The 18954-nt window shown below is 70.6% G+C and carries 18 protein-coding genes; 7 read left to right on the top strand and 11 right to left on the bottom strand.

Annotated features, from left to right (window positions below; translation table 11 throughout):
• Position 1 precedes the first annotated feature (1 nt).
• Both ACH4TV_RS41560 and cobC read left to right on the top strand, forming a co-directional pair.
• Complete coding sequence (locus ACH4TV_RS41560) at positions 2-940, top strand: sirohydrochlorin chelatase (RefSeq protein WP_398406569.1); 939 nt, start codon at positions 2-4, stop codon at positions 938-940.
• Positions 930-2003, top strand: a complete 1074-nt coding sequence (gene cobC / locus ACH4TV_RS41555) for an Rv2231c family pyridoxal phosphate-dependent protein CobC (RefSeq protein WP_398406568.1) — start codon at positions 930-932, stop codon at positions 2001-2003. Before ACH4TV_RS41560 ends, cobC begins: the two co-directional genes overlap by 11 nt.
• Here cobC and ACH4TV_RS41550 read toward each other — a convergent pair.
• From ACH4TV_RS41550 to ACH4TV_RS41500, 11 genes are all read right to left on the bottom strand, one after another.
• On the bottom strand, positions 1951-3906 hold the full coding sequence (locus tag ACH4TV_RS41550; protein ID WP_398406567.1) for a DUF2264 domain-containing protein: 1956 nt from the start codon (positions 3904-3906) through the stop codon (positions 1951-1953). The two genes, cobC and ACH4TV_RS41550, sit on opposite strands and share 53 nt — an antisense overlap.
• Positions 3903-4094, bottom strand: coding sequence for a hypothetical protein (locus tag ACH4TV_RS41545; RefSeq protein ID WP_398406566.1), 192 nt, complete (start codon positions 4092-4094; stop codon positions 3903-3905). The genes ACH4TV_RS41550 and ACH4TV_RS41545 overlap by 4 nt, the downstream gene beginning before the upstream one ends.
• Positions 4095-4118: 24 nt before the next feature.
• Positions 4119-5171, bottom strand: a complete 1053-nt coding sequence (locus tag ACH4TV_RS41540) for a LacI family DNA-binding transcriptional regulator (RefSeq protein WP_398406640.1) — start codon at positions 5169-5171, stop codon at positions 4119-4121.
• 41 nt (positions 5172-5212) lie between these two features.
• Entirely contained in the window at positions 5213-6865 is a 1653-nt protein-coding gene (locus ACH4TV_RS41535) for a sugar ABC transporter substrate-binding protein (RefSeq protein WP_398406565.1), read from the bottom strand.
• A 57-nt stretch (positions 6866-6922) separates the two neighbouring features.
• Positions 6923-7783 carry a carbohydrate ABC transporter permease gene (locus ACH4TV_RS41530; RefSeq protein ID WP_398406639.1) on the bottom strand — a complete coding sequence of 287 codons (861 nt, stop codon included), beginning with the start codon at positions 7781-7783 and terminating at the stop codon, positions 6923-6925.
• Between the two features lie 35 nt (positions 7784-7818).
• Positions 7819-8700 carry an ABC transporter permease gene (locus tag ACH4TV_RS41525; protein ID WP_398406563.1) on the bottom strand — a complete coding sequence of 294 codons (882 nt, stop codon included), beginning with the start codon at positions 8698-8700 and terminating at the stop codon, positions 7819-7821.
• Positions 8701-8900: 200 nt separating this feature from the next.
• Positions 8901-9815, bottom strand: a complete 915-nt coding sequence (locus ACH4TV_RS41520) for an SCO1860 family LAETG-anchored protein (protein ID WP_398406562.1) — start codon at positions 9813-9815, stop codon at positions 8901-8903.
• Between the two features lie 446 nt (positions 9816-10261).
• Positions 10262-11356: an amidohydrolase family protein gene (locus tag ACH4TV_RS41515; RefSeq protein ID WP_398406561.1), complete on the bottom strand. Its 1095-nt coding sequence runs from the start codon at positions 11354-11356 to the stop codon at positions 10262-10264.
• Between the two features lie 10 nt (positions 11357-11366).
• Positions 11367-12185 carry an amino acid ABC transporter ATP-binding protein gene (locus ACH4TV_RS41510; RefSeq protein ID WP_398406560.1) on the bottom strand — a complete coding sequence of 273 codons (819 nt, stop codon included), beginning with the start codon at positions 12183-12185 and terminating at the stop codon, positions 11367-11369.
• The gene (locus ACH4TV_RS41505; RefSeq protein WP_398406559.1) at positions 12182-13018 is read right to left on the bottom strand and encodes an amino acid ABC transporter permease; all 837 of its coding nucleotides are present in this window, start codon (positions 13016-13018) and stop codon (positions 12182-12184) included. The genes ACH4TV_RS41510 and ACH4TV_RS41505 overlap by 4 nt, the downstream gene beginning before the upstream one ends.
• Positions 13015-13869: a transporter substrate-binding domain-containing protein gene (locus ACH4TV_RS41500; RefSeq protein WP_398406558.1), complete on the bottom strand. Its 855-nt coding sequence runs from the start codon at positions 13867-13869 to the stop codon at positions 13015-13017. The genes ACH4TV_RS41505 and ACH4TV_RS41500 overlap by 4 nt, the downstream gene beginning before the upstream one ends.
• A 448-nt stretch (positions 13870-14317) precedes the next feature.
• Here ACH4TV_RS41500 and ACH4TV_RS41495 point away from each other — a divergent pair, with 448 nt between their 5' ends.
• The 5 genes from ACH4TV_RS41495 to thpD all read left to right on the top strand — a co-directional run bounded on the left by ACH4TV_RS41495 (position 14318) and on the right by thpD (position 18919).
• The gene (locus ACH4TV_RS41495) at positions 14318-15418 is read left to right on the top strand and encodes a pyridoxal-phosphate-dependent aminotransferase family protein (protein ID WP_398406557.1); all 1101 of its coding nucleotides are present in this window, start codon (positions 14318-14320) and stop codon (positions 15416-15418) included.
• A 297-nt stretch (positions 15419-15715) separates the two neighbouring features.
• Complete coding sequence (gene ectA, locus ACH4TV_RS41490) at positions 15716-16249, top strand: diaminobutyrate acetyltransferase (protein WP_398406556.1); 534 nt, start codon at positions 15716-15718, stop codon at positions 16247-16249.
• Positions 16250-16279: 30 nt separating this feature from the next.
• Positions 16280-17569: a diaminobutyrate--2-oxoglutarate transaminase gene (gene ectB / locus ACH4TV_RS41485; protein ID WP_398406555.1), complete on the top strand. Its 1290-nt coding sequence runs from the start codon at positions 16280-16282 to the stop codon at positions 17567-17569.
• A 19-nt stretch (positions 17570-17588) separates the two neighbouring features.
• On the top strand, positions 17589-18017 hold the full coding sequence (locus ACH4TV_RS41480) for an ectoine synthase (protein WP_398406554.1): 429 nt from the start codon (positions 17589-17591) through the stop codon (positions 18015-18017).
• A 5-nt stretch (positions 18018-18022) separates the two neighbouring features.
• Complete coding sequence (gene thpD / locus ACH4TV_RS41475; RefSeq protein WP_398406552.1) at positions 18023-18919, top strand: ectoine hydroxylase; 897 nt, start codon at positions 18023-18025, stop codon at positions 18917-18919.
• Positions 18920-18954: the final 35 nt, after the last annotated feature.

Genomic DNA, 18954 nt, shown 5'->3' with positions numbered 1-18954 from the left:
CGTGACCACCCCGCCGCCCGCCCTGCTCATCGCCGGCCACGGCACCCGGGACGAGGCCGGGGCCGAGGCGTTCCGTGACTTCGTCGAGGAGTTGGGACGCCGCAACCCCGAACTCCCCGTCGCGGGCGGCTTCATCGAGTTGTCGCCGCCGCCGCTGGGTGACGCCGTGACCGAGCTGGTGGAGCGGGGTGTTCGGCGGTTCGCCGCCGTTCCGCTGATGCTGGTGTCCGCCGGCCACGCCAAGGGGGACATCCCGGCGGCGCTGTCCCGCGAGAAGGAACGGCACCCCGGGATCTCCTACACGTACGGGCGTCCGCTGGGTCCGCACCCGGTGCTGCTGACGGTGCTGGAGCGACGCCTGGAAGAGGCGCTCGGCGGGGGGGTGCGGACGCCCGCCGACCGGGCCGAGGTGACCGTGCTGCTGGTCGGGCGCGGCTCGACCGACCCGGACGCCAACGCCGAGGTGCTCAAGGCGGCGCGGCTGCTGTGGGAGGGGCGCGGGTACGCCGGTGTGGAGACGGCGTTCGTGTCGCTGGCGGCGCCGGACGTGCCGTCGGGCCTCGACCGGTGCGTGAAGCTGGGGGCGCGGCGGATCGTCGTGCTGCCCTACTTCCTGTTCACCGGGATCCTGCCCGACCGCGTACGGCACCAGACGGAGGGCTGGGCCGCCGCGCACCCGGAGATCGAGGTGCGGTCCGCCGACGTCATCGGTCCGGAGCCGGAGTTGCTCGATCTGGTGATGGAGCGGTACCGGGAGGCCGTGCAGGGGGATCTGCGGATGAACTGCGACTCGTGCGTGTACCGGATCGCGCTGCCCGGCTTCGAGGACAAGGTCGGACTGCCTCAGCAGCCGCACTTCCATCCGGACGACGACGGCCAGCACGATGGTCACCATCATGGACATCACTCACACGGGCACTCGCACTCCCATGCGCACTGACAGAGACAACGGCACGCACGACCTGCGGCACCACGGGGACGCCGAAGTGCGCGACGACGGCGCCGAGTTGGTCGACCTCGCCGTGAACGTCCGGGCCGGCACTCCCCCGGCCTGGCTGCGGGAGCACATCGCCGGGTCGCTCGGCGGGCTCGCCGCGTATCCCGACGGGCGGGCCGCGCGGGCGGCGGTGGCGGCTCGGCACGGGCTGCCGGTGGAGCGGGTGCTGCTCACCGCCGGGGCCGCGGAGGCCTTCGTGCTGCTGGCGCGCGCCCTGAAGGTACGCCGGCCGGTCGTCGTGCACCCGCAGTTCACTGAGCCGGAGGCGGCGCTGCGGGATGCCGGGCACACCGTGGACCGGGTGCTGTTGCGGGCGGAGGACGGGTTCCGGCTGGACGCGTCGCTCGTGCCCGAGGACGCGGATCTGGTGGTGATCGGCAACCCGACGAACCCTACGTCGGTGCTGCATCCGGCGGGGGTCGTTGCCCAACTCGCCCGACCTGGGCGGGTGTTGGTGGTCGACGAGGCGTTCATGGACGCGGTGCCGGGTGAGCGGGAGGCGTTGGCCGGGCGTACGGATGTGCCTGGGCTGGTGGTGCTGCGGAGTCTGACGAAGACGTGGGGGCTGGCGGGGCTGCGGATCGGGTACGTGCTGGCGGCGCCGGAGACGATCGTGGAGCTGGAGCGGGCGCAGCCGTTGTGGCCGGTGTCGACGCCGGCGCTGGCTGCGGCCGAGGCGTGTGTCTCGCCGCGGGCTCTGACGGAGGCGGCCCACGCGGCCCACCGCGTCGCCTCGGACCGGTCCCATCTCGTCGCGGGGCTGGAGGAGTTCGCCGCGGACGGGCTGCGGCTGGCCGCACCGTCCGAGGGCCCCTTCGTGCTCGTACGGCTCCCACGTGCCGCCGCCGTCCGCCGCCACCTGCGCAACCTGGGCTTCGCGGTCCGGCGCGGGGACACGTTCCCCGGGCTCGGCGAGGAGTGGCTGCGGCTGGCGGTACGGGACCGGGTGACGGTCAACTCGTTCCTTCAGGCACTGGACCGGGCGATGACGCTGGCGGATCGCTGATCCGGGGCACCACCCGCTCCCGGGTACCGTCCGGGAAGCGGATCTCCACGGTTCCGTCCTCGGCGACCGACGCGCCCGCTCCCGTGCGCAGCGCGTCCGGGTCGGCGCTGAGCACCACGAGGGTGACCAACAGGCGGGCGCCACCGCTTAGTTCGAGCAGTGGCGTCGCCGAGTGGTGGCCTACGGCGTTGGTGTCGATGGCCGTTGCGACCGTGCTCTCCGTGCCGTCCCAGCCGTACAGGCCGGTGATCGCGCTGGTCAGGCCGTCCGCGCGGCGGGCCGACGCCCGGCCCGGGCCGGTCCGGGCGACCGGCGGCGCGGTGTCGTCGGCGACGGCCCAGCCGCCTTCGCGAACCGGAGTCCCGGGCGGGACGTCGAGGTGGTGGACGCGCACCTCCCACGGGCCGTGGACCACGCTCACCGTCTCGATGCGGTGCCCCCGCGCCAGGTGCCAGGAGGCGGCACGGCCGCCCGCGGCGCCGAGCGGGTGGATGCGCCCGCGCGCAGACGGCGTGCCGTCGGGAGCGAGCAGGGCGATGTGGTTGTCCGGACCGGTGGCGGGGGCAGTCGGCGTTTCGGGGGCAGTCGCGCTGGAGTACGCGAACCGGGCGTAGTGCGGATTGTCCTCGGCGGTCGCCGGAGCCGGCGGGAGCCGGTCACTGCCGTGGTTGACGAGCCGTACGATCCCGTCGGCCGCGGTGGTGTGCAGGAGCCAGCCGGGGGCCGGGAGGGCGAGGCGGACGTCGGCCGTGTCCACGGGGGCGGGCTCCTCGGGTGCCGTCCACACCGGGTGACTCTCGGGCAGCAGCAGGCCGAGGAAGGCCTTGCTCGCCCAGTAGGGGGAGGCGGGGCCCGAGTAGCGCTGGGTGACGGGCAGGAAGGGCCGGTACCAGCCGAGGGTGAGCAGACCGCGCTCGTCCGGCGCGCCGCGTTCGGCGAAGTGCCGCAGCGCGCCCGAGGCGAGGCGGCGGGTGCGGCCGGGCGGCAGCGGGGTGGCGTCGGCGAGGACGCCCGCCCACAGTGGGGCGGCGGTCGCGAAGCGGTAGGTGAGGGAACGGCCCTGGTGCACCGGGGCGCCGTCGGAGCCGAAGAAGTGCTGGTGGACGGCGAGGAACTCGCGCAGGCGGGCGCGGTGCCGGGACACCGTCCGCGGGTTCGCGCGTGGGCCCGCGATGCGCGCCCACAGCACCGGGTACAGGTGCAGTGCCCAGGCGTTGTAGTAGTCGAACTTGCGGCCGTCGCCGTCCGTGTACCAGCCGTCGCCCCGGTACCAGTCGTCGAGGCGGGCGAGCCCGGCGTCGATCTCGGCACGGCTGTGCGGGGCGCCGACGGAGGCCAGGAACTCCTCCGTGATCACCTGGAACAGGCGCCAGTTGGAGTCGTTGACGTCGGCGCCGACGAAACCGCCCAGCCAGTCGGCGACCTGTTGGCGTACGCCGTCGTCGAGGTGGTCCCACAGCCAGCGGCGGGACTCGTGCAGGGCGATCGCGATCGACGCGGCCTCGACCATGGGCTGGGACCGGTCGGTGACGGGCGGCCAGCGTTCGGTGCCGTACGGGTCGGTGCCGGCGGCGAGTCCGGCCGCGTACCGCTCGACGAGGGCGGGGGCGACGCGGCCGTCCGAGCCCGCGATACGGAACGCGGCCAGCAGGAACGACCGTGCGAAGCCCTCCAGACCGTCCGACCACGGGCCGGAGTGGCTGGGCGGCCCGGGCAGCCGGTACTGGGCGAAGCCCGGCGAGGCGTAAGGCAACAGCCCGTCGAGAAGCTGGTCGGCCATCGCCTCCCAGTGGGCGCGGGTCCACCCGGTGACGGGCGAGAGCACCGGGTCGGCGGGGGGCAGTCCGGGAAGGTTCGGCAGATGCGTCGGATCGTCCGGGAGCGACACGTGCGGCGCGGTCATACGGGGGTGGGTCCTCCGTCAGTCGGTGGTGGCCAGGGCGGGGCGACGCTGCGGCGTACGGCGATGAGGCCGCAGGTCTCCCGTCGGTCGGCGGTGGCCGGGGCCGGGCAGACGCCGCGGCGTACGGCGATGAGGCCGCAGGTCTCCCGTCGGTCGGCGGTGGCCGCGGGCGGGCGACGCTGCGGCATATGGCAATGGGGCGGCAGGCCCTCTCAGCCGGCGGTGGCCGGGGGCGGGCCCACGCTGCGGCGTACGACGATGTGGGTGCCGAGCAGGTGGTGGCTGCCGGCGGCGTGGTCGGGGTCGCGCAGGGCGATGCGGACGGCGGCGCGGCCGAGTTCCTCGGCGGGAGTGCGGACGGTGGTGAGCGGCGGGTTGAAGTCCTCGGCGAGGGGGATGTCGTTGTAGCCGACGACGGAGATGTCGTCGGGGACGCTCAGGCCCGCGTCGGCGATGGCACGGAGAGCTCCGGCGGCGACCATGTCGTCCCCGGCGAAAACCGCCGTGAACTCCCGTTCCTCCTTGAGGAGTTCGGTCATTGCCTGGAGCCCGGCCGCACGGCCCAGGCCGCAGTCGACGACGTGCGCGGCGCTCGGCGGCAGTCCGTGTTCGGCGAGCGCGGCCCGGTAGCCGGTGACGCGGGCGTCGAGGGCGGTGTTGCCGGGCAGCCCGCCGAGGAAGACGATCCTGCGGTGGCCGGCTGACAGCAGGTGCCCGGTGACGGCCCGCGCGCCCGCCTCGTTGTCGAACTCGACCACCAGCGCGGGGATGTCGCGATCCGGGGCGGGCCTGCCGCACAGCACGAGCCGGGCACCGGTGGCGTCCAGCGCCTGGGCGTAGTGGGCGACCCGCTCGCGGTAGGCGTCGTCCTCGACGACCCCGCCGACCAGGATCACCAGCCTGGCCCCTTCCTCCCGCATGAGCTGCACGAACTCCATCTCGCGCTGCGGGTCCCCGCCGGTCGCGCCGACCACGCACAGCCAGCCGCGGTCGGCGGCCTCGGCTTCGACGCCCTCGGCGACCTGGGCGTAGAACGGGCTGGTCACCTGGCGGACGACGACCGCGGCCATCTTGCGGCCACCGCCGACCAGGGCGCGGGCGTGCGCGTTGGCGACGTAGTCGAGGTCGCGGGCGGCGCGCAGGACGCGGGCCCGGGTCGCGGGGGGCACCGGGTGGTTGCCGCTGAGCGCGCGGGAGGCGGTGGCCATCGACACGCCCGCGCGCTGCGCGACCTCCCTGATCGTGACCCGCCGCTTGGATCCCATGTCGTTCCCCATCCCCCGCGCTCCTCTTCCACCGGCAGCCGTCACGTGTTGGCCGCGTAGTCCTTCGCGAACTCCTCGGCCATTCTGTCGCCGCCCCCGGCCCGCCACTTCTTCACCGTCGCGTCCCACTCCGACAGCGGGATCCGTCCCGCGACGATCCCGGTGACGGCGTCGTCGAGCAGCGTCTGCAGCGTCGCGCCCTTGGCGTTGTTCGTGGTGGACTGCAGACCGAAGGAGGCGTTGCGGACGGCGTGCGGCACCACCTTCTGCTGCCAGGCGTGCAGGGCCCGTACGGCGTCGGGCATGCCCGGCACGAACAGCACCTGCGGGCCCTCGGCGAGGTACTTCAGCGGCAGGTTGGTGTTGTTCTCGACATCGCCGAGCTCGGTCGGCTGGGGCGAACCGTCCTTGCCGCGGGTGAAGTGGGTGCCCTCGACGCCGTAGTGGACGAGCTCCCACTCCTTGCTGCCGAAGGGGGCGGCGAGGTAGTCGAGGATGCGCAGGAGGAGCTGGATGCGCTCCTTCTTCGCCTTCTTCAGCACGGTGTAGCCGAAGGAGCGGCGGGCGGCGACGATGCCGCCGGACGTGCCGCCCACGCTGTACGGCAGCGCGGCGGCCGGTGTCATCCCGTCCGGGGCCTCCCGGTACTTGGGCAGGTACGCGCCGAAGCCGTCCTGCATGGAGCCGACAGTGCCGTTGTAGTAGAGGGTGGTCAGGTCGATCTGGGAGACGGACGTCGACTCCGGGTAGAAGGAGCCCTCCTTGCGCAACTGGGCCCGGAAGGCGATGGACGCCTTGTAGCGTTCGTCGGCGTAGCCCGGCAGGAATGCGCCGTCCTTGGAGACGGCCCAGCCCTGGGGCGCGTTGTGGGCGGCGGAGTGGAAGCCGTTGCAGAACCCGGAGCCCTGCGCGGCGCCGAGGGCGTACGTTCTGCCGCTGGTGGCCTGCTTCGCGACGGCGGCGAAGTCGTCGGAGGTCCAGCCTTCCTTCATGCCCGCGTCGGTGAACGCGCCCTGGTTGATCCAGAGCGTGGAGCCGGGCAGCGGGCGCTCCAGCGGGATGCCGTGGATACGGCCGCCGATGCGGCCCATGTCGCGCCAGGCGTGGGTGGGGATGTTGGCGAGGTTCGGGTAGTCGGCGATCGCCTCGCCGGACAGGAACGGTGTGAGGTCCTCGGCGCGGCGCTGCACGAACTGGCCCTCGCGGGGCAGCACGAACCCGGAGAACATGTTGATGATGTCGGGCAGGCCGTCGGCGTCGCCGGCCATGACCGTGGCCATCTTCTTCTGGTAGTCGGCCTGGGAGACGATCGTGTACTCGATCTTCACGCCGAGGGCCTTCTCGACGGCCGCCCAGAACTGGTTGGCGGAGGCCGGCTTCGGCGGTACGCCGAAGGACACCGTCATGACCTTGACGGTGGAGCCGTCGCCCGGGGTGCGGGCCACGGACTGCGTCAGGTCGGCGGGGTAGGCGGTGTACCCGGCCTGGACACCGGCCTCCGTGGGCGCCAGGTCGGGCTTGGGCGCCTTGGCGGTGGGGCGGTAGGCGGGCCACGGGGCCAGCTTCTTGCCCGCGTTGGAGACGTCGCTGTCGCCCGAGCTGGTGGAACAGGCGGACAGCAGGGCGGGGGCGGAGAGTGCTGCGCCGCCCACCGCCACGGAGCGCAGGAGCGTGCGTCGGGACATGCTGGACATGGGCAGGTCACCTTTCTACATGCGGCTCTTGATGACGTATCAGCTTTTGATGATGTGTCAACTTTTGATGGCGCCGGTGAGCACGCCCTTGGTGAAGTACTTCTGCAGGAAGGGGTAGACGAGCAGGATCGGCACGGTGGCGATCACCAGCACCGCCATCTGCACGGTCTGCGGGGCGCTGATCGTGCCCTCGCCGGTCGTCGCGTCGGTGAGTCCGGAACCGGCCACCACGTAGGTGCGCAACACCTGTTGGAGGGGCCAGTGGTCGCTCTCCAGGTAGAGGGAGGCGTAGAACCAGGAGTTCCAGTACGCCACCGCGTAGAACAGGCCGACCACGGCGAGCGCCGCCTTGGACAGGGGGAGGACGACCGAGAACAGCACCCGCCAGTCCCCCGCCCCGTCGAGCCGTGCGGCCTCGTACAGCTCCTCGGGGATGCCCTGGAAGAAGCCGCGCAGGACGACGAGATTGAAGACGTTGACCAGGACGGGCAGAACCAGTGAGGCGTAACTGTCCAGCAGGCCCAGCTCCTTGACCAGCAGGAAGCTCGGGATCATGCCGGGTGGGAAGAGGAACGTGAACAGGATGAGGAGCAGCACCGGCCTGCCGCCGAAGACCCCGGGGCGGGACAGGGCGTAGGCGAGGGTCACCGTGCAGGCGAGGCTGAGCAGGGTGCCGATGATCGTGACGCCGGCGCTGACCCCGAGGGCGTGGGTGACGATGCCGCCGTCGAGGATGTCACGGTAGGCGTCGAGCGACGGTTCGGTCGGCCACAGCACCCAGCCGCCGTTGTCGACGACCTCGTCGGTGGAGGCCAGCGAGGTCGACACGATGACGAGGAACGGCACGCAGACCAGAAGAACGACGGCGACGAGCGCGAGGGCTTTCGCGGCCTGGGTGAGCGGCTTCGGCTTCTCCATCCAGCCGGGCCGGACAGCGGTCCGGGTGCGGGCACTCACTTGTAGACCCCCTGTTCGCCGAGGCGGTGGGCGACCTTGTTGGCGGCGTAGACGAGGAGGGCGCCGATGACGCCCTTGAACAGGCCCGCGGCGGCGGCGAATCCGTAGTCGCCGCCGACGATGCCCTGGTAGTAGACGAAGGTGTCGATGATCTCGGCGGCCTCCGGGCCGACCGCGTCGCGCTGGAGCAGCATCTGCTCGAAGCCGACGGAGAGGATCTCGCCGAGCCGCATGATCAGCAGCAGCACGATCACCGGGCGGATGGCGGGCAGCGTGACGTGCCAGAAGCGCCGCCAGGGCCCGGCGCCGTCGATCGCGGCGGCCTCGTACTGCTGCTCGTCGACCTGGGAAAGCGCGGCGAGGAAGATGATCGTGCCCCAGCCGGCGTCCTTCCAGATGACCTGGGCGACGGTGAGCGGTTTGAAGGCGTCGGGGTTGCCGATGATGTCGACGGTGCTCAGTCCCATGCCGTCCAGCGAGGAGTTGAGCAGTCCGGTGTCGCCGAGCAGTTGCTGGAAGAGGGCGACGACGATCACCCACGAGATGAAGTGCGGCAGATACGCCACCGACTGCACGAACCGGCGCACCGTGCTCCAGGTGAGGCTGTGCAGGAGCAGGGCGAGGGCGAGCGGCACCGGGAAGTAGAAGACCAGTTGCAGGACGGCGATCCAGACGGTGTTGAGCACCGCGTCCCAGAAGGCGCCGTCCTCGAACATGCGCTGGAAGTTGCCGAGGCCGACCCAGGGACTGCCCCAGAGTCCGTCGAAGGGGACGTACTCCTTGAAGGCGATGACGTTGCCGGCCAGGGCGCCGTAGTGGAACACCAGGAAGTAGGCGAGGCCGGGTAACAGGAGCAGAATGAGGCCGCGACTCTGCAAACGTTTTCGTCGCGGGCGCTCACCGCCGGTTCGACGGCGAGGTGTGTCTACCTCCTCTGTACCTGCGCGTTCCCGTAGGACGGTGACCACGGGTCCCCCTCGAATCTCGATGTCAGAGTGAGGGGAAGTTAAAACGTTTTCATTCGGCAGTCAACAGGCCTGACACAGAAGCCTGTTGACTGCCGAACCTGCCCGGCCGGTCAGCCGCGGCCGCGGCGCGCCAGCGCCACCGCTCCCCCACCTGCAACTACCAGGGCGATCGCACCACCGGCGAGGTACGGCGTCATCGAGTTGCCGCCGGTCTGCGCCAGCCCCGCTTCGGCGGGGGCGCCCTGCGGTTTCACGTCGGCGTCCGGAGCCGTACCGTCCGGCGCCGCGGGGGCCTCCGCCGGCGCCGGGGGTGCCTCGCAGGTCGCCTTCGCCAGGGTCAGGGTGCCGGTCACCTCGGCGACGTTCAGGTTCAACGGGTTGACGGAGACCTTGAGTTCAAGGGCCGTCGCGGCCGCCGTACGCGTAGTCGTCTCCGCCTTCGAGAGGTCGAGTCGGACCTCGCCCACGCCGGGCACCTTCACCTCCGTCGGACCGTCGGCGGTGAGCGCGACCTTCTTGCCGAGGACCGTCACCGCGCCGAGCAGGTTCGAGGTGGCGACCGGGGTCTTTCCGGCCTCACAGGTCGCCTTGGAGGTGACCGTGCCGAGTTCGACCAGGGCGAGCAGCGGCAGGCCGGGGACATGCAGCCGGGCGTGGGCGAGGCGGGTGTGGGCCTCGGCCTTCTCCGCGGTGACCGTGGCCTTCGCGTCCGCGACGTCGGCGCGCAGCAGACTGAAGGGCTCCCCTCCGTCGACCCCGTCCAACTGGGCGGTCAGCGTGGTCTTCTGGGCACTGCTCGGCGCCTGGACCTCGTTGAGGGAGACCGCGAGCGGGACGTTCACGGTCTTGTTGAGCAGCGAGACGTCGAGTCCGGCGCGCAGGACGGCGGCGCTCGCGCGCCCAGGGTCGGGGGTCGCGTGGGCGGAGGCCGCGCCGGTCAGGGCCGCGGGACCGGCGGCCAGGGCCGTGGCCGCCGCGACGGTGGCGAGACGGCGTGCGGGCATGCGGAAGTTGGTGCCGTTCAAGGTGGTGGGACCCCCAGAGAGAACAGATTCGGGACCTCGAAAGGATGTCGCACCACCGCTCGTTCGACGGCGATCCCATGGGAGTTCGCCCCATCGTGGCGCATACGTGCAGACTTTCGAGCAATCGTTCACAGTCCGGAACTCGCGCACACATGTGGCAGGTCATGGAGGAGCCTGCTGCGCGCCGTCCTCGTCGGCACCGTGGCCACGGCGTTGATCATCGGCACCGCTCCCGCGACCCCGGCCCGCACTGACGGGGCTGGACCGCGGCCGCCTCCGAACCCGACACCACGGACCCCGGGGAAGGCGCGGCCCGCCCGTGAACTCGCCGACGACAAGGACGACCGGGACGACGGCGACTCTGAGCCGCCCCGCATCACCCACGACCGCGACCGCGGCGCCACCTCTTCCCTACCCGGGTGACGCGGCCGTTCTTCCAGCGAACCTCAGGCCGCCACCCGCCCGTTCAGCACCACCCGAACCGGGGCCCCCAGCACGCGTACGTCCGTACGCGGGTCCCGTTCGTACACCACCAGGTCCGCCGCAGCCCCCTCCTCCAGCCCGGGCCGCCCCAGCCACTCCCGCGCACCCCACGTCGTCGCCGACAGCGCCGCGACCGCCGGGATACCCGCCGTGACCAGCTCCGCGACCTCCGCCGCGACCAAGCCGTGGGGCAGCGTGCCGCCGGCGTCCGTGCCGACGTACACCGGGATCCCCGCGTCGTACGCCGAACGCACCGTGTCGTAGCGGCGGGCGTGCAGGCGGCGCATGTGGGACGACCACGCCGGGAACTTCGCGTCGCCGGCCTCCGCCAGGGTCGGGAACGTCGCGATGTTGACCAGCGTCGGGACGATGGCCACGCCGCGCGACGCGAACAAGGGGATCGTGTCGTCCGTCAGGCCCGTCGCGTGCTCGACGCAGTCGATGCCCGCCTCGACCAGGTCCCGCAGGGAGTCCTCCGCGAAGCAGTGGGCCGTGACGCGGACGCCCAGGCGGTGGGCTTCCGTGATCGCCGCTTCCACCGCTTCGCGCGGCCAGCAGGCGGACAGGTCACCGGTGCCCCGGTCCAGCCAGTCCCCCACCAGCTTCACCCAGCCGTCGCCGCGCCGGGCCTCCTGGGCGACGTACGAGACCAGGTCGTCCGGCTCGATCTCGTGCGCGTAGCCCCGGATGTAGCGGCGGGTACGGGCGATGTGCCGGCCCGCCCTGATGATCTTCGGGAGATCCTCGCGGGCGTCGGTCCAGTGGGTGTCCGACGGTGAGCCCGCGTCGCGGATGAGGAGGGCCCCGGCGTCCCTGTCCGTCAGTGCCTGCTTCTCCGCCGTGACCTCGGGCACCGGGCCGTGCGGGCCCAGCCCCACATGGCAGTGCGCGTCGACCAGGCCGGGCAGCGCCCAGCCCTCCACCGTGCGGATGTCACGGGCGCCGGACGGCCGGTCGTACGAGATCCTGCCGCCGACCACCCACAGCTCGTCCCGGGTCTCCTCCGGGCCGACCAGCACCCGCCCCTTCACATGCAGCACCGCCGCCTGATCGCTCATGCACCGCACCTTAGTCAGCCGGGCCGCCCACCTGGTCCGAGGTCTCCTCCTCCACCTCGGCCATCGCCGGGTCCAGCAGCCGGGAGAGGAAGTGGCGGGTGCGTTCGTGGCTCGGGTTGGTGATGACCCGGTCCGGGGGGCCGTCCTCGACGATCACTCCGCCGTCCATGAAGACGACCCGGTCGGCGACCTCGCGGGCGAACGTCATCTCGTGGGTGACGACCATCATCGTCATGCCCTCGTTCGCCAGCCTGCGCATGACCGCCAGGACGTCGCCCACCAGCTCGGGGTCGAGTGCCGACGTCGGCTCGTCGAACAGCATCACCTCGGGACCCATCGCCAACGCCCGTGCGATCGCCACGCGTTGCTGCTGGCCGCCGGAGAGGGAGGAGGGGTAGGCGGTCGCCTTCTCCGACAGGCCCACCCGCTCCAGGTTGTGGGCGGCCACCTTCGCCGCCTCCGCCTTGTCCCGCTTCAGGACACGGCGTTGCGGCAGTGTCAGGTTCTCCGTCACCGTCAGATGCGGGAAGAGGTTGAACTGCTGGAAGACCATGCCGATACGGCGGCGGACCGCGTCGATGTCGACGTCCGGGTGCGTGACCTCCGTACCGCCGACGAAGACCTGGCCCTTCGTCGGCTCCTCCAGCAGGTTCACGCAGCGCAGCAGGGTCGACTTGCCCGAGCCGGACGGGCCGATCACGCACACGACCTCGCCCTGCCCGATCTCCAGGTCGATGCCGCGCAGCACCTCGTTGTCGCCGAACGACTTGTACAGGTCCCGTACGTGGATCTCCGGGACGCTCGTGGTGTTCTCGGTGCCGTCGCTCATCTCGTGGCCTCCCCCGCCTTCGTCTCCAGCCGTCGTACGACGAGGCCCAGCGGCACCGTCACCAGCAGATAGCACAGGCCCGCCACCAGGATCGGGGTGGAGTTGGCGGTCTGGCTCGCCAAGTCGCGGCCGTACTTGGCCAGTTCGCGTTCCTCCAGGGTGACACCGAGGAACAGCACCAGCGAGGAGTCCTTGAAGAGGAGCACCAACTCGTTGGTGAGCGGCGGGATCACGATGCGGAACGCCTGCGGAATGATGATCGAGACCATGGCCCAGGTGTGCGAGAAACCCAGTGAACGGGCCGCCTCCATCTGCCCCTTGGGCACCGCCTGGATGCCCGCGCGGATCGTCTCCGCCATGTACGCGGCCGAGACCAGACCGAGTGCCAGCGCCACCTTGCCGTAGGTGCCGCCCGGGATCTCCGTGCCGGGGAACGCCAACGGGACCGCCACACCTACGAAGATGAAGATCAGCAGCGCCGGCAGGCCGCGGAAGATCTCGATGTAGATGCCGGCGAGCCAGCGGTATGGGCCCACCGGTGACAGCCGCATCAGGGCGATCACCATGCCGAGGACCAGGCCGAAGACGAAGCCGGACAGGGTGTAGAGGACGGTGTTCTTGAGCGCCAGCGTGATGATGTCCGGGAACATCTGCTCGGCCAGGTCCGCCTGCGCGAACTGGTTCCTCAGACGGCCCCAGTCGGCCGATACCGCGAAGGCGACCACCGCCGCGACGAACACCGCGTACTGGACGCCACGGGACAGCGCCCGCTTCTGACGGCGACTCAACCCCTGTTTACGGGGCTGGACCTGCTTGTCCGCGGTGTCCGTCATGAGGCGGGGGACGCCGACGCCGACGCCGCGGACTCGTCGTACGGGCCGATCCACTGCTCGTACAGCTTCTTGTACGTGCCGTCGGCCTTCGCGTCCGTGATCGCCTTGTTGAGGGCGGCGAGGAGCTTGGTGTTGCCCTTCTTCACCGTGAAGCCGTACTGCTCACCGGTGTTGAGGTTGTCCGCCACCGTGAAGGCGTCGGCGTTGGCCTTGTCCTTGAGCCAGCCCTGGACGACCGGATAGTCGATGATCACGGCATCGACCTGGCCGGTGCGCAGGCCGTTGAGGACGGCGTCGGAGGACTCGAAGGAGACCGGGTCGAGGTCCTTGCCCTTGGCGTAGTCCTCGCCGGTCGTCTGTGCCTGGGCGCCGACCTTCTTGCCCTTGAGGTCGGCGGCGGAGGCGATGCCGCTCTTCTTGTCGACGAGGACGGCCTGCGTCGCGTCGAAGTAGGGGTCGGAGAAGTCGACGTTCTTCTTGCGTTCCTCGGTGATGGTCATGCCGGCCGCGCCGAGGTCGCACTGACCGGCGTTGAGGAAGGCGCCCGTCTTGAAGTTCTCGAAGGGCGTGTCGAGGATCTCCTGCTTCACGCCGAGATCGCCCGCGACCAGGTCGACGAGCGACACGTCGAAGCCCTGCACCTTGCCGTCGATCTCCGACTGGAAGGGCGGGTAGGGCAGGTGGGTGCAGACGGTGAGTTGCCCCGCCTTGACGACCTCCACGCCGCCGGCGGCGGTCTTCGCGGCGCTGCCGCCGTCGTCGTCCGAGGAGCAGCCGGCCACGAGCAGGAGCCCGGCCGTCGCGGTGGTGGCGGCAAGGATGCGGGACCGTCGTCCGGGGACCGTGTTCACGGGGACCTCCTGTGGGGGGACTGTGAGTTCTGATGATAAGGAGACGTTTGGCTTTCTCAAACCATTCCCATGGTCGCGGGGCAGCGTGGCCTGTGGTTCCGAGGCTGCTGGGTCTCGCATCCCGCCAGTCCTAGGCCCTGTCGTCACATTCCCGTCGTCCGCCCGAAGGGCGGGCCCTGCGGCGGCGTGGGGGCACCTCCCGCTCGAGCGAAGCCGAGAGTGGGGGAGCGTGCTCTCGGCGTGCCGGGCGCAGGCCCTCGTACTGGTTGTACGTGGGTCTGTGTCCGGTGCGGCGAGTGGGGGCCCCTCCCACGCCCTTAAGGCAGTGGGGGAGCGTGCATGGCGTCGCAGGGCAGGCGGGAGTTTGACGACAGGGCCTAGGGTCAGGAAGCTCTCCGGTTAGTCTCGACTCGACTTACCTACCCCGCGAATCGAAGAGAGCACCACCGTGACCACGCACCCCTTCCTGGACCTGGCGCCACTGACCGCCGCGCGCTTCGCGTCGATCGAGGACCGCGTGGCGCGGCTGCTCGGCACCGAGCAGGACGTCGTGATCATGCAGGGCGAGGCGCTGCTGCCCCTGGAAGGCGCCATCCGGGCGACCGCCGGCCCCGGTACGACGGCCCTCAATGTCGTCACGGGCCCCTACGGGCAGACCTTCGGCGACTGGCTGCGGGACTGCGGTGCCACGGTCGTCGACCTCACCGTGCCTTTCCACACGGCGGTCACGGCCGCGCAGATCCGGGAGGCGTTCGCCGAGCACCCGGAGATCGACTTCGTCTCCCTGGTGCACGCGGAGGCCGCCACCGGCAACACCAACCCGGTCGCGGAGATCGGCGAGGCCGTACGGGAACACGGCGCCCTCTTCTACCTCGACGCCGTCGCCTCGGTCGGCGCCGAGCCGGTGCTGCCGGACGCGTGGGGCGTGGACCTGTGTGTGATCGGGGCGCAGAAGGCGATGGGCGGGCCGGCCGGGGTGTCGGCGGTGTCGGTGAGCGAGCGGGCGTGGGCGCGGATGGCGGCGAACCCGGGGGCTCCCCGACGGTCGTACCTCTCGCTCCTCGACTGGAAGGAGCGCTGGATCGACGGCGGCCGACGCGCCCTCCTGCACGCTCCCGCCCAGCTGGAGATGCTCGCGCTGGAGGCGTGCGTCGAGCGGATCGACGCGGCGGGGCTGGATGCGGTGATCGCCCGGCACACCACCGCGGCGGCGGCCACCCGGGCGGGGGCGCTCGCGCTGGGCGGCGGCCTGGAGCCGTATGTGTACGAGGCCGAGGACGCGGCGCCGGTCGCCACGACGCTGCGGACCCCCTCCGGGGTCGTCGCGTCGGAGCTGGTGGCGAGCGCGCTGGCCGCCGATCCGGCGCTGCCGCTGGCGGCGGGCGGGGGCGCGCTGGCCAAGGAGATGATCCGGGTCAACCACTACGGGGCCGACGCGACGCGCGAGGCGGTGCTCGGGAGCCTGGTCGCGCTGGGGGCGGCGCTGGCGGAGCGGGGGCTCGTGGTGGACGTGGCCGGGGCCCGGCGGGCCGTCGCGAATTCTCTGTGAATCCACCCCGCGAATACACACCGTGAATGCGCGTTGAAAATCGACAAGTAAATCCAGGAAATCCAGGGCAGCTCCCCGTATTCTTCTGCCCGCTTTTCGGCGACCTAAACGCAAAGATTTCGCGAACAAATCAAGTGAATTACATGATTGTGACGCACCCAACAACCCGCCCACTTTGTCTGGTTATTTACCGCGCAAAGCGGGCATTTCCATGCCTGCTGGATAACACATCGCCCCCTCATACGTAACCCCGACCGGCGATGCATTTTTGATTTTCTCTCGGTAAGTTCAATTTGCATGAGTGCCGTACTGACAGACCTGCAAATAGACCGCCCGGATGTGGCCGACGGGGCCGCGCTGTGGCGGATCGCCAGGGACTCGAAAGTTCTCGACCTCAACTCGTCGTACAGCTATCTGCTCTGGTGCCGGGACTTCGCCGCCACCTCGGTCGTCGCCCGGGACGCCGAGGGCGGACCGGTCGGCTTCGTCACCGGGTACGTCCGGCCGGACCGCCCGCACACCCTGCTCGTCTGGCAGGTGGCCGTCGACGCCGGCCACCAGGGGCGCGGGCTCGCCGCCGCGATGCTCGACGGACTGGCCCGGCGGGTCGCCGCCGAGCAGGGGATCACCGCCGTCGAGACCACCATCACGCCGGGCAACACCGCCTCGGAGCGGCTGTTCACCTCGTTCGCACAGCGCCACGGTGCCACCGTCGAGCGCGAAGTGCTGTTCGACGCGGGCCTGTTCCCGAAGGACTCCGTCGGCCAGGAGGGCGCGCACGACCCCGAGGTCCTGTACCGCATCGGCCCCCTCACCGACCTCTCCGGCTGACTCACCCCCCACTTCAAGGAGTTCACCGCCATGACCATCACCCAGCCCGACCTGAGCGTCTTCGAGACCGTCGAGTCGGAGGTGCGCAGCTACTGCCGCAGCTGGCCCGCCGTGTTCGACCGGGCACAGGGCAGCCGGATGTACGACGAGGACGGCCATGTCTACCTCGACTTCTTCGCCGGCGCCGGATCACTCAACTACGGCCACAACAACCCCGTACTCAAACGGGCGTTGATCGACTATCTGGAGCGGGACGGCGTCACGCACGGGCTCGACATGTCGACCACCGCCAAGCGCGCCTTCCTGGAGTCCTTCCAGGAGTTGGTGCTGCGACCCCGCGAACTGCCGTACAAGGTCATGTTCCCGGGGCCGACGGGCACCAACGCCGTTGAGGCGGCACTGAAGTTGGCGCGGAAGGTGAAGGGGCGGGAGGCCATCGTGTCCTTCACCAACGCCTTCCACGGAATGTCGCTGGGATCGCTGGCCGTGACCGGCAACGCCTTCAAGCGGGCCGGCGCCGGGATTCCGCTGGTGCACGGCACGCCGATGCCCTTCGACAACTACTTCGACGGTACGGTCCCCGACTTCCTGTGGTTCGAGCGGCTGTTGGAGGACCAGGGCTCCGGTCTCAACAAGCCGGCCGCCGTGATCGTGGAGACCGTGCAGGGCGAGGGCGGCATCAATGTGGCGCGCCCGGAGTGGCTGCGGGCGCTGGCCGACCTGTGCGAGCGCCAGGACATGCTGCTGATCGTCGACGACATCCAGATGGGCTGCGGGCGCACCGGCGCCTTCTTCTCCTTCGAGGAGGCGGGCATCGTGCCCGACATCGTCACCGTGTCCAAGTCCATCAGCGGGTACGGACTCCCCATGTCCCTCTGCCTGTTCAGGCCCGAGCTGGACATCTGGGAGCCGGGCGAGCACAACGGCACGTTCCGCGGCAACAACCCGGCGTTCGTGACGGCCGCGGCGGCGCTGGAGACGTACTGGTCCGACGGCTCCGCCATGGAGAAGCAGACGCGTGCCCGGGGTGAGCAGATCGAGGAGGCGCTGATCTCGATCGCCGAGGAGAACCTGGCCGACGTGAAGGAGTACCGGGGCCGGGGGCTGGTCTGGGGCATGGAGTTCCACGAGAAGGGGCGCGCGGGGCGGGTCGCGAAGCGCGCCTTCGAACTCGGGCTGCTCATCGAGACGTCCGGCCCCGAGGGCGAGGTCGTGAAGCTGCTGCCGGCGCTCACCATCACACCCGAGGAACTGGACGAGGGCCTGCGCGTCGTGGCCCGGGCCGTACGCGAAACCACAGAAACCGCAGAAACCGTCTGAGAAAGGGGTTGTTGAACACGTGATCGTCCGTTCGTTCAAGGACATCGAAGGCACCGACCGGCATGTGAGGTCGGCGTCCGGCACCTGGGAGAGCAAACGCATCGTCCTCGCCAAGGAGCGGGTCGGCTTCTCGCTCCACGAGACCGTTCTGTACGCGGGCACGAAGACGTCGATGTGGTACGCGAACCATGTCGAGGCCGTCGTGTGCGTCGAGGGCGAGGCCCTGCTGACCGACGACGAGACCGGGCGGACGTACACGATCACCCCCGGCACCATGTACCTCCTCGACGGGCACGAGCGGCACACGATGCGGATCAAGGAGGACTTCCGCTGCCTGTGCGTCTTCAACCCGCCCGTGACCGGCCGCGAGGACCACGACGAGAACGGCGTCTATCCCCTGCTGACGGAACCCGACCCCGACCCCGGCTTCGACCACGAGGAGGTCTGACACCCATGTCACCCACATCCACGCTCACCGACCTGTACCCCACCCGTGGCGCCACCGAGGTGTCCGCCCCGCGCCAGGACCCGGTCGTCTGGGGCGCGCCCGGTACGCCCGGGCCGTTCTCCACCGCCGAGGTCATGGCGTACGAGCGGGACGGCTTCCGGGCGATCGACCGGCTCCTCGATGACGACGATGTCGCGCTCTACCGGGCCGAGTTGGAACGGCTGATCGCCGATCCCGCGATCCGGGCCGACGAGCGGTCGATCATCGAGCCGAAGTCGAAGGAGATCCGGTCGGTCTTCGAGGTGCACCGGATCAGCGAGGTGTTCGCGCGGCTCGTCCGGGACGAGCGGGTCGTCGGGCGGGCCCGGCAGCTCCTCGGCTCCGACGTGTACGTCCACCAGTCGCGGATCAACGTCAAGCCGGGTTTCGGGGCCGGCGGCTTCTACTGGCACTCCGACTTCGAGACCTGGCACGCCGAGGACGGTCTGCCCAACATGCGCACGGTGTCCGTCTCGATCGCGCTGACCGAGAACCTCGACACCAACGGCGGCCTGATGATCATGCCGGGCTCGCACCGGACGTTCCTCGGCTGCGCGGGGGCCACGCCCGAGGACAACTACAAGAAGTCGCTCCAGATGCAGGACGCCGGCACCCCGTCCGACGAGGCGCTGACCTCTCTGGCCGGCGAGTACGGCATCAAGTTGTTCACGGGCAGGGCGGGTTCGGCGACCTGGTTCGACTGCAACTGCATGCACGGGTCCGGTGACAACATCACACCGTTCCCGCGCAGCAACGTCTTCATCGTGTTCAACAGCGTGGAGAACCAGGCGGTGGAACCGTTCGCGGCACCGGTGCGCCGGCCTGAGTTCATCGGGGCGAGGGATTTCACTCCGGTGAAGTGAGGTCTCTTCCGGTCGGCGGAGCCGACCCGCGGCGA

The organism is Streptomyces sp. NPDC020898, assembly GCF_044333925.1.
In the GTDB taxonomy this organism is placed as follows: Bacteria; Actinomycetota; Actinomycetes; order Streptomycetales; family Streptomycetaceae; genus Streptomyces.
The sequence above is the reverse complement of the archived record's forward strand: the minus strand, read 5'-3'. Positions and strand labels throughout refer to the sequence as shown.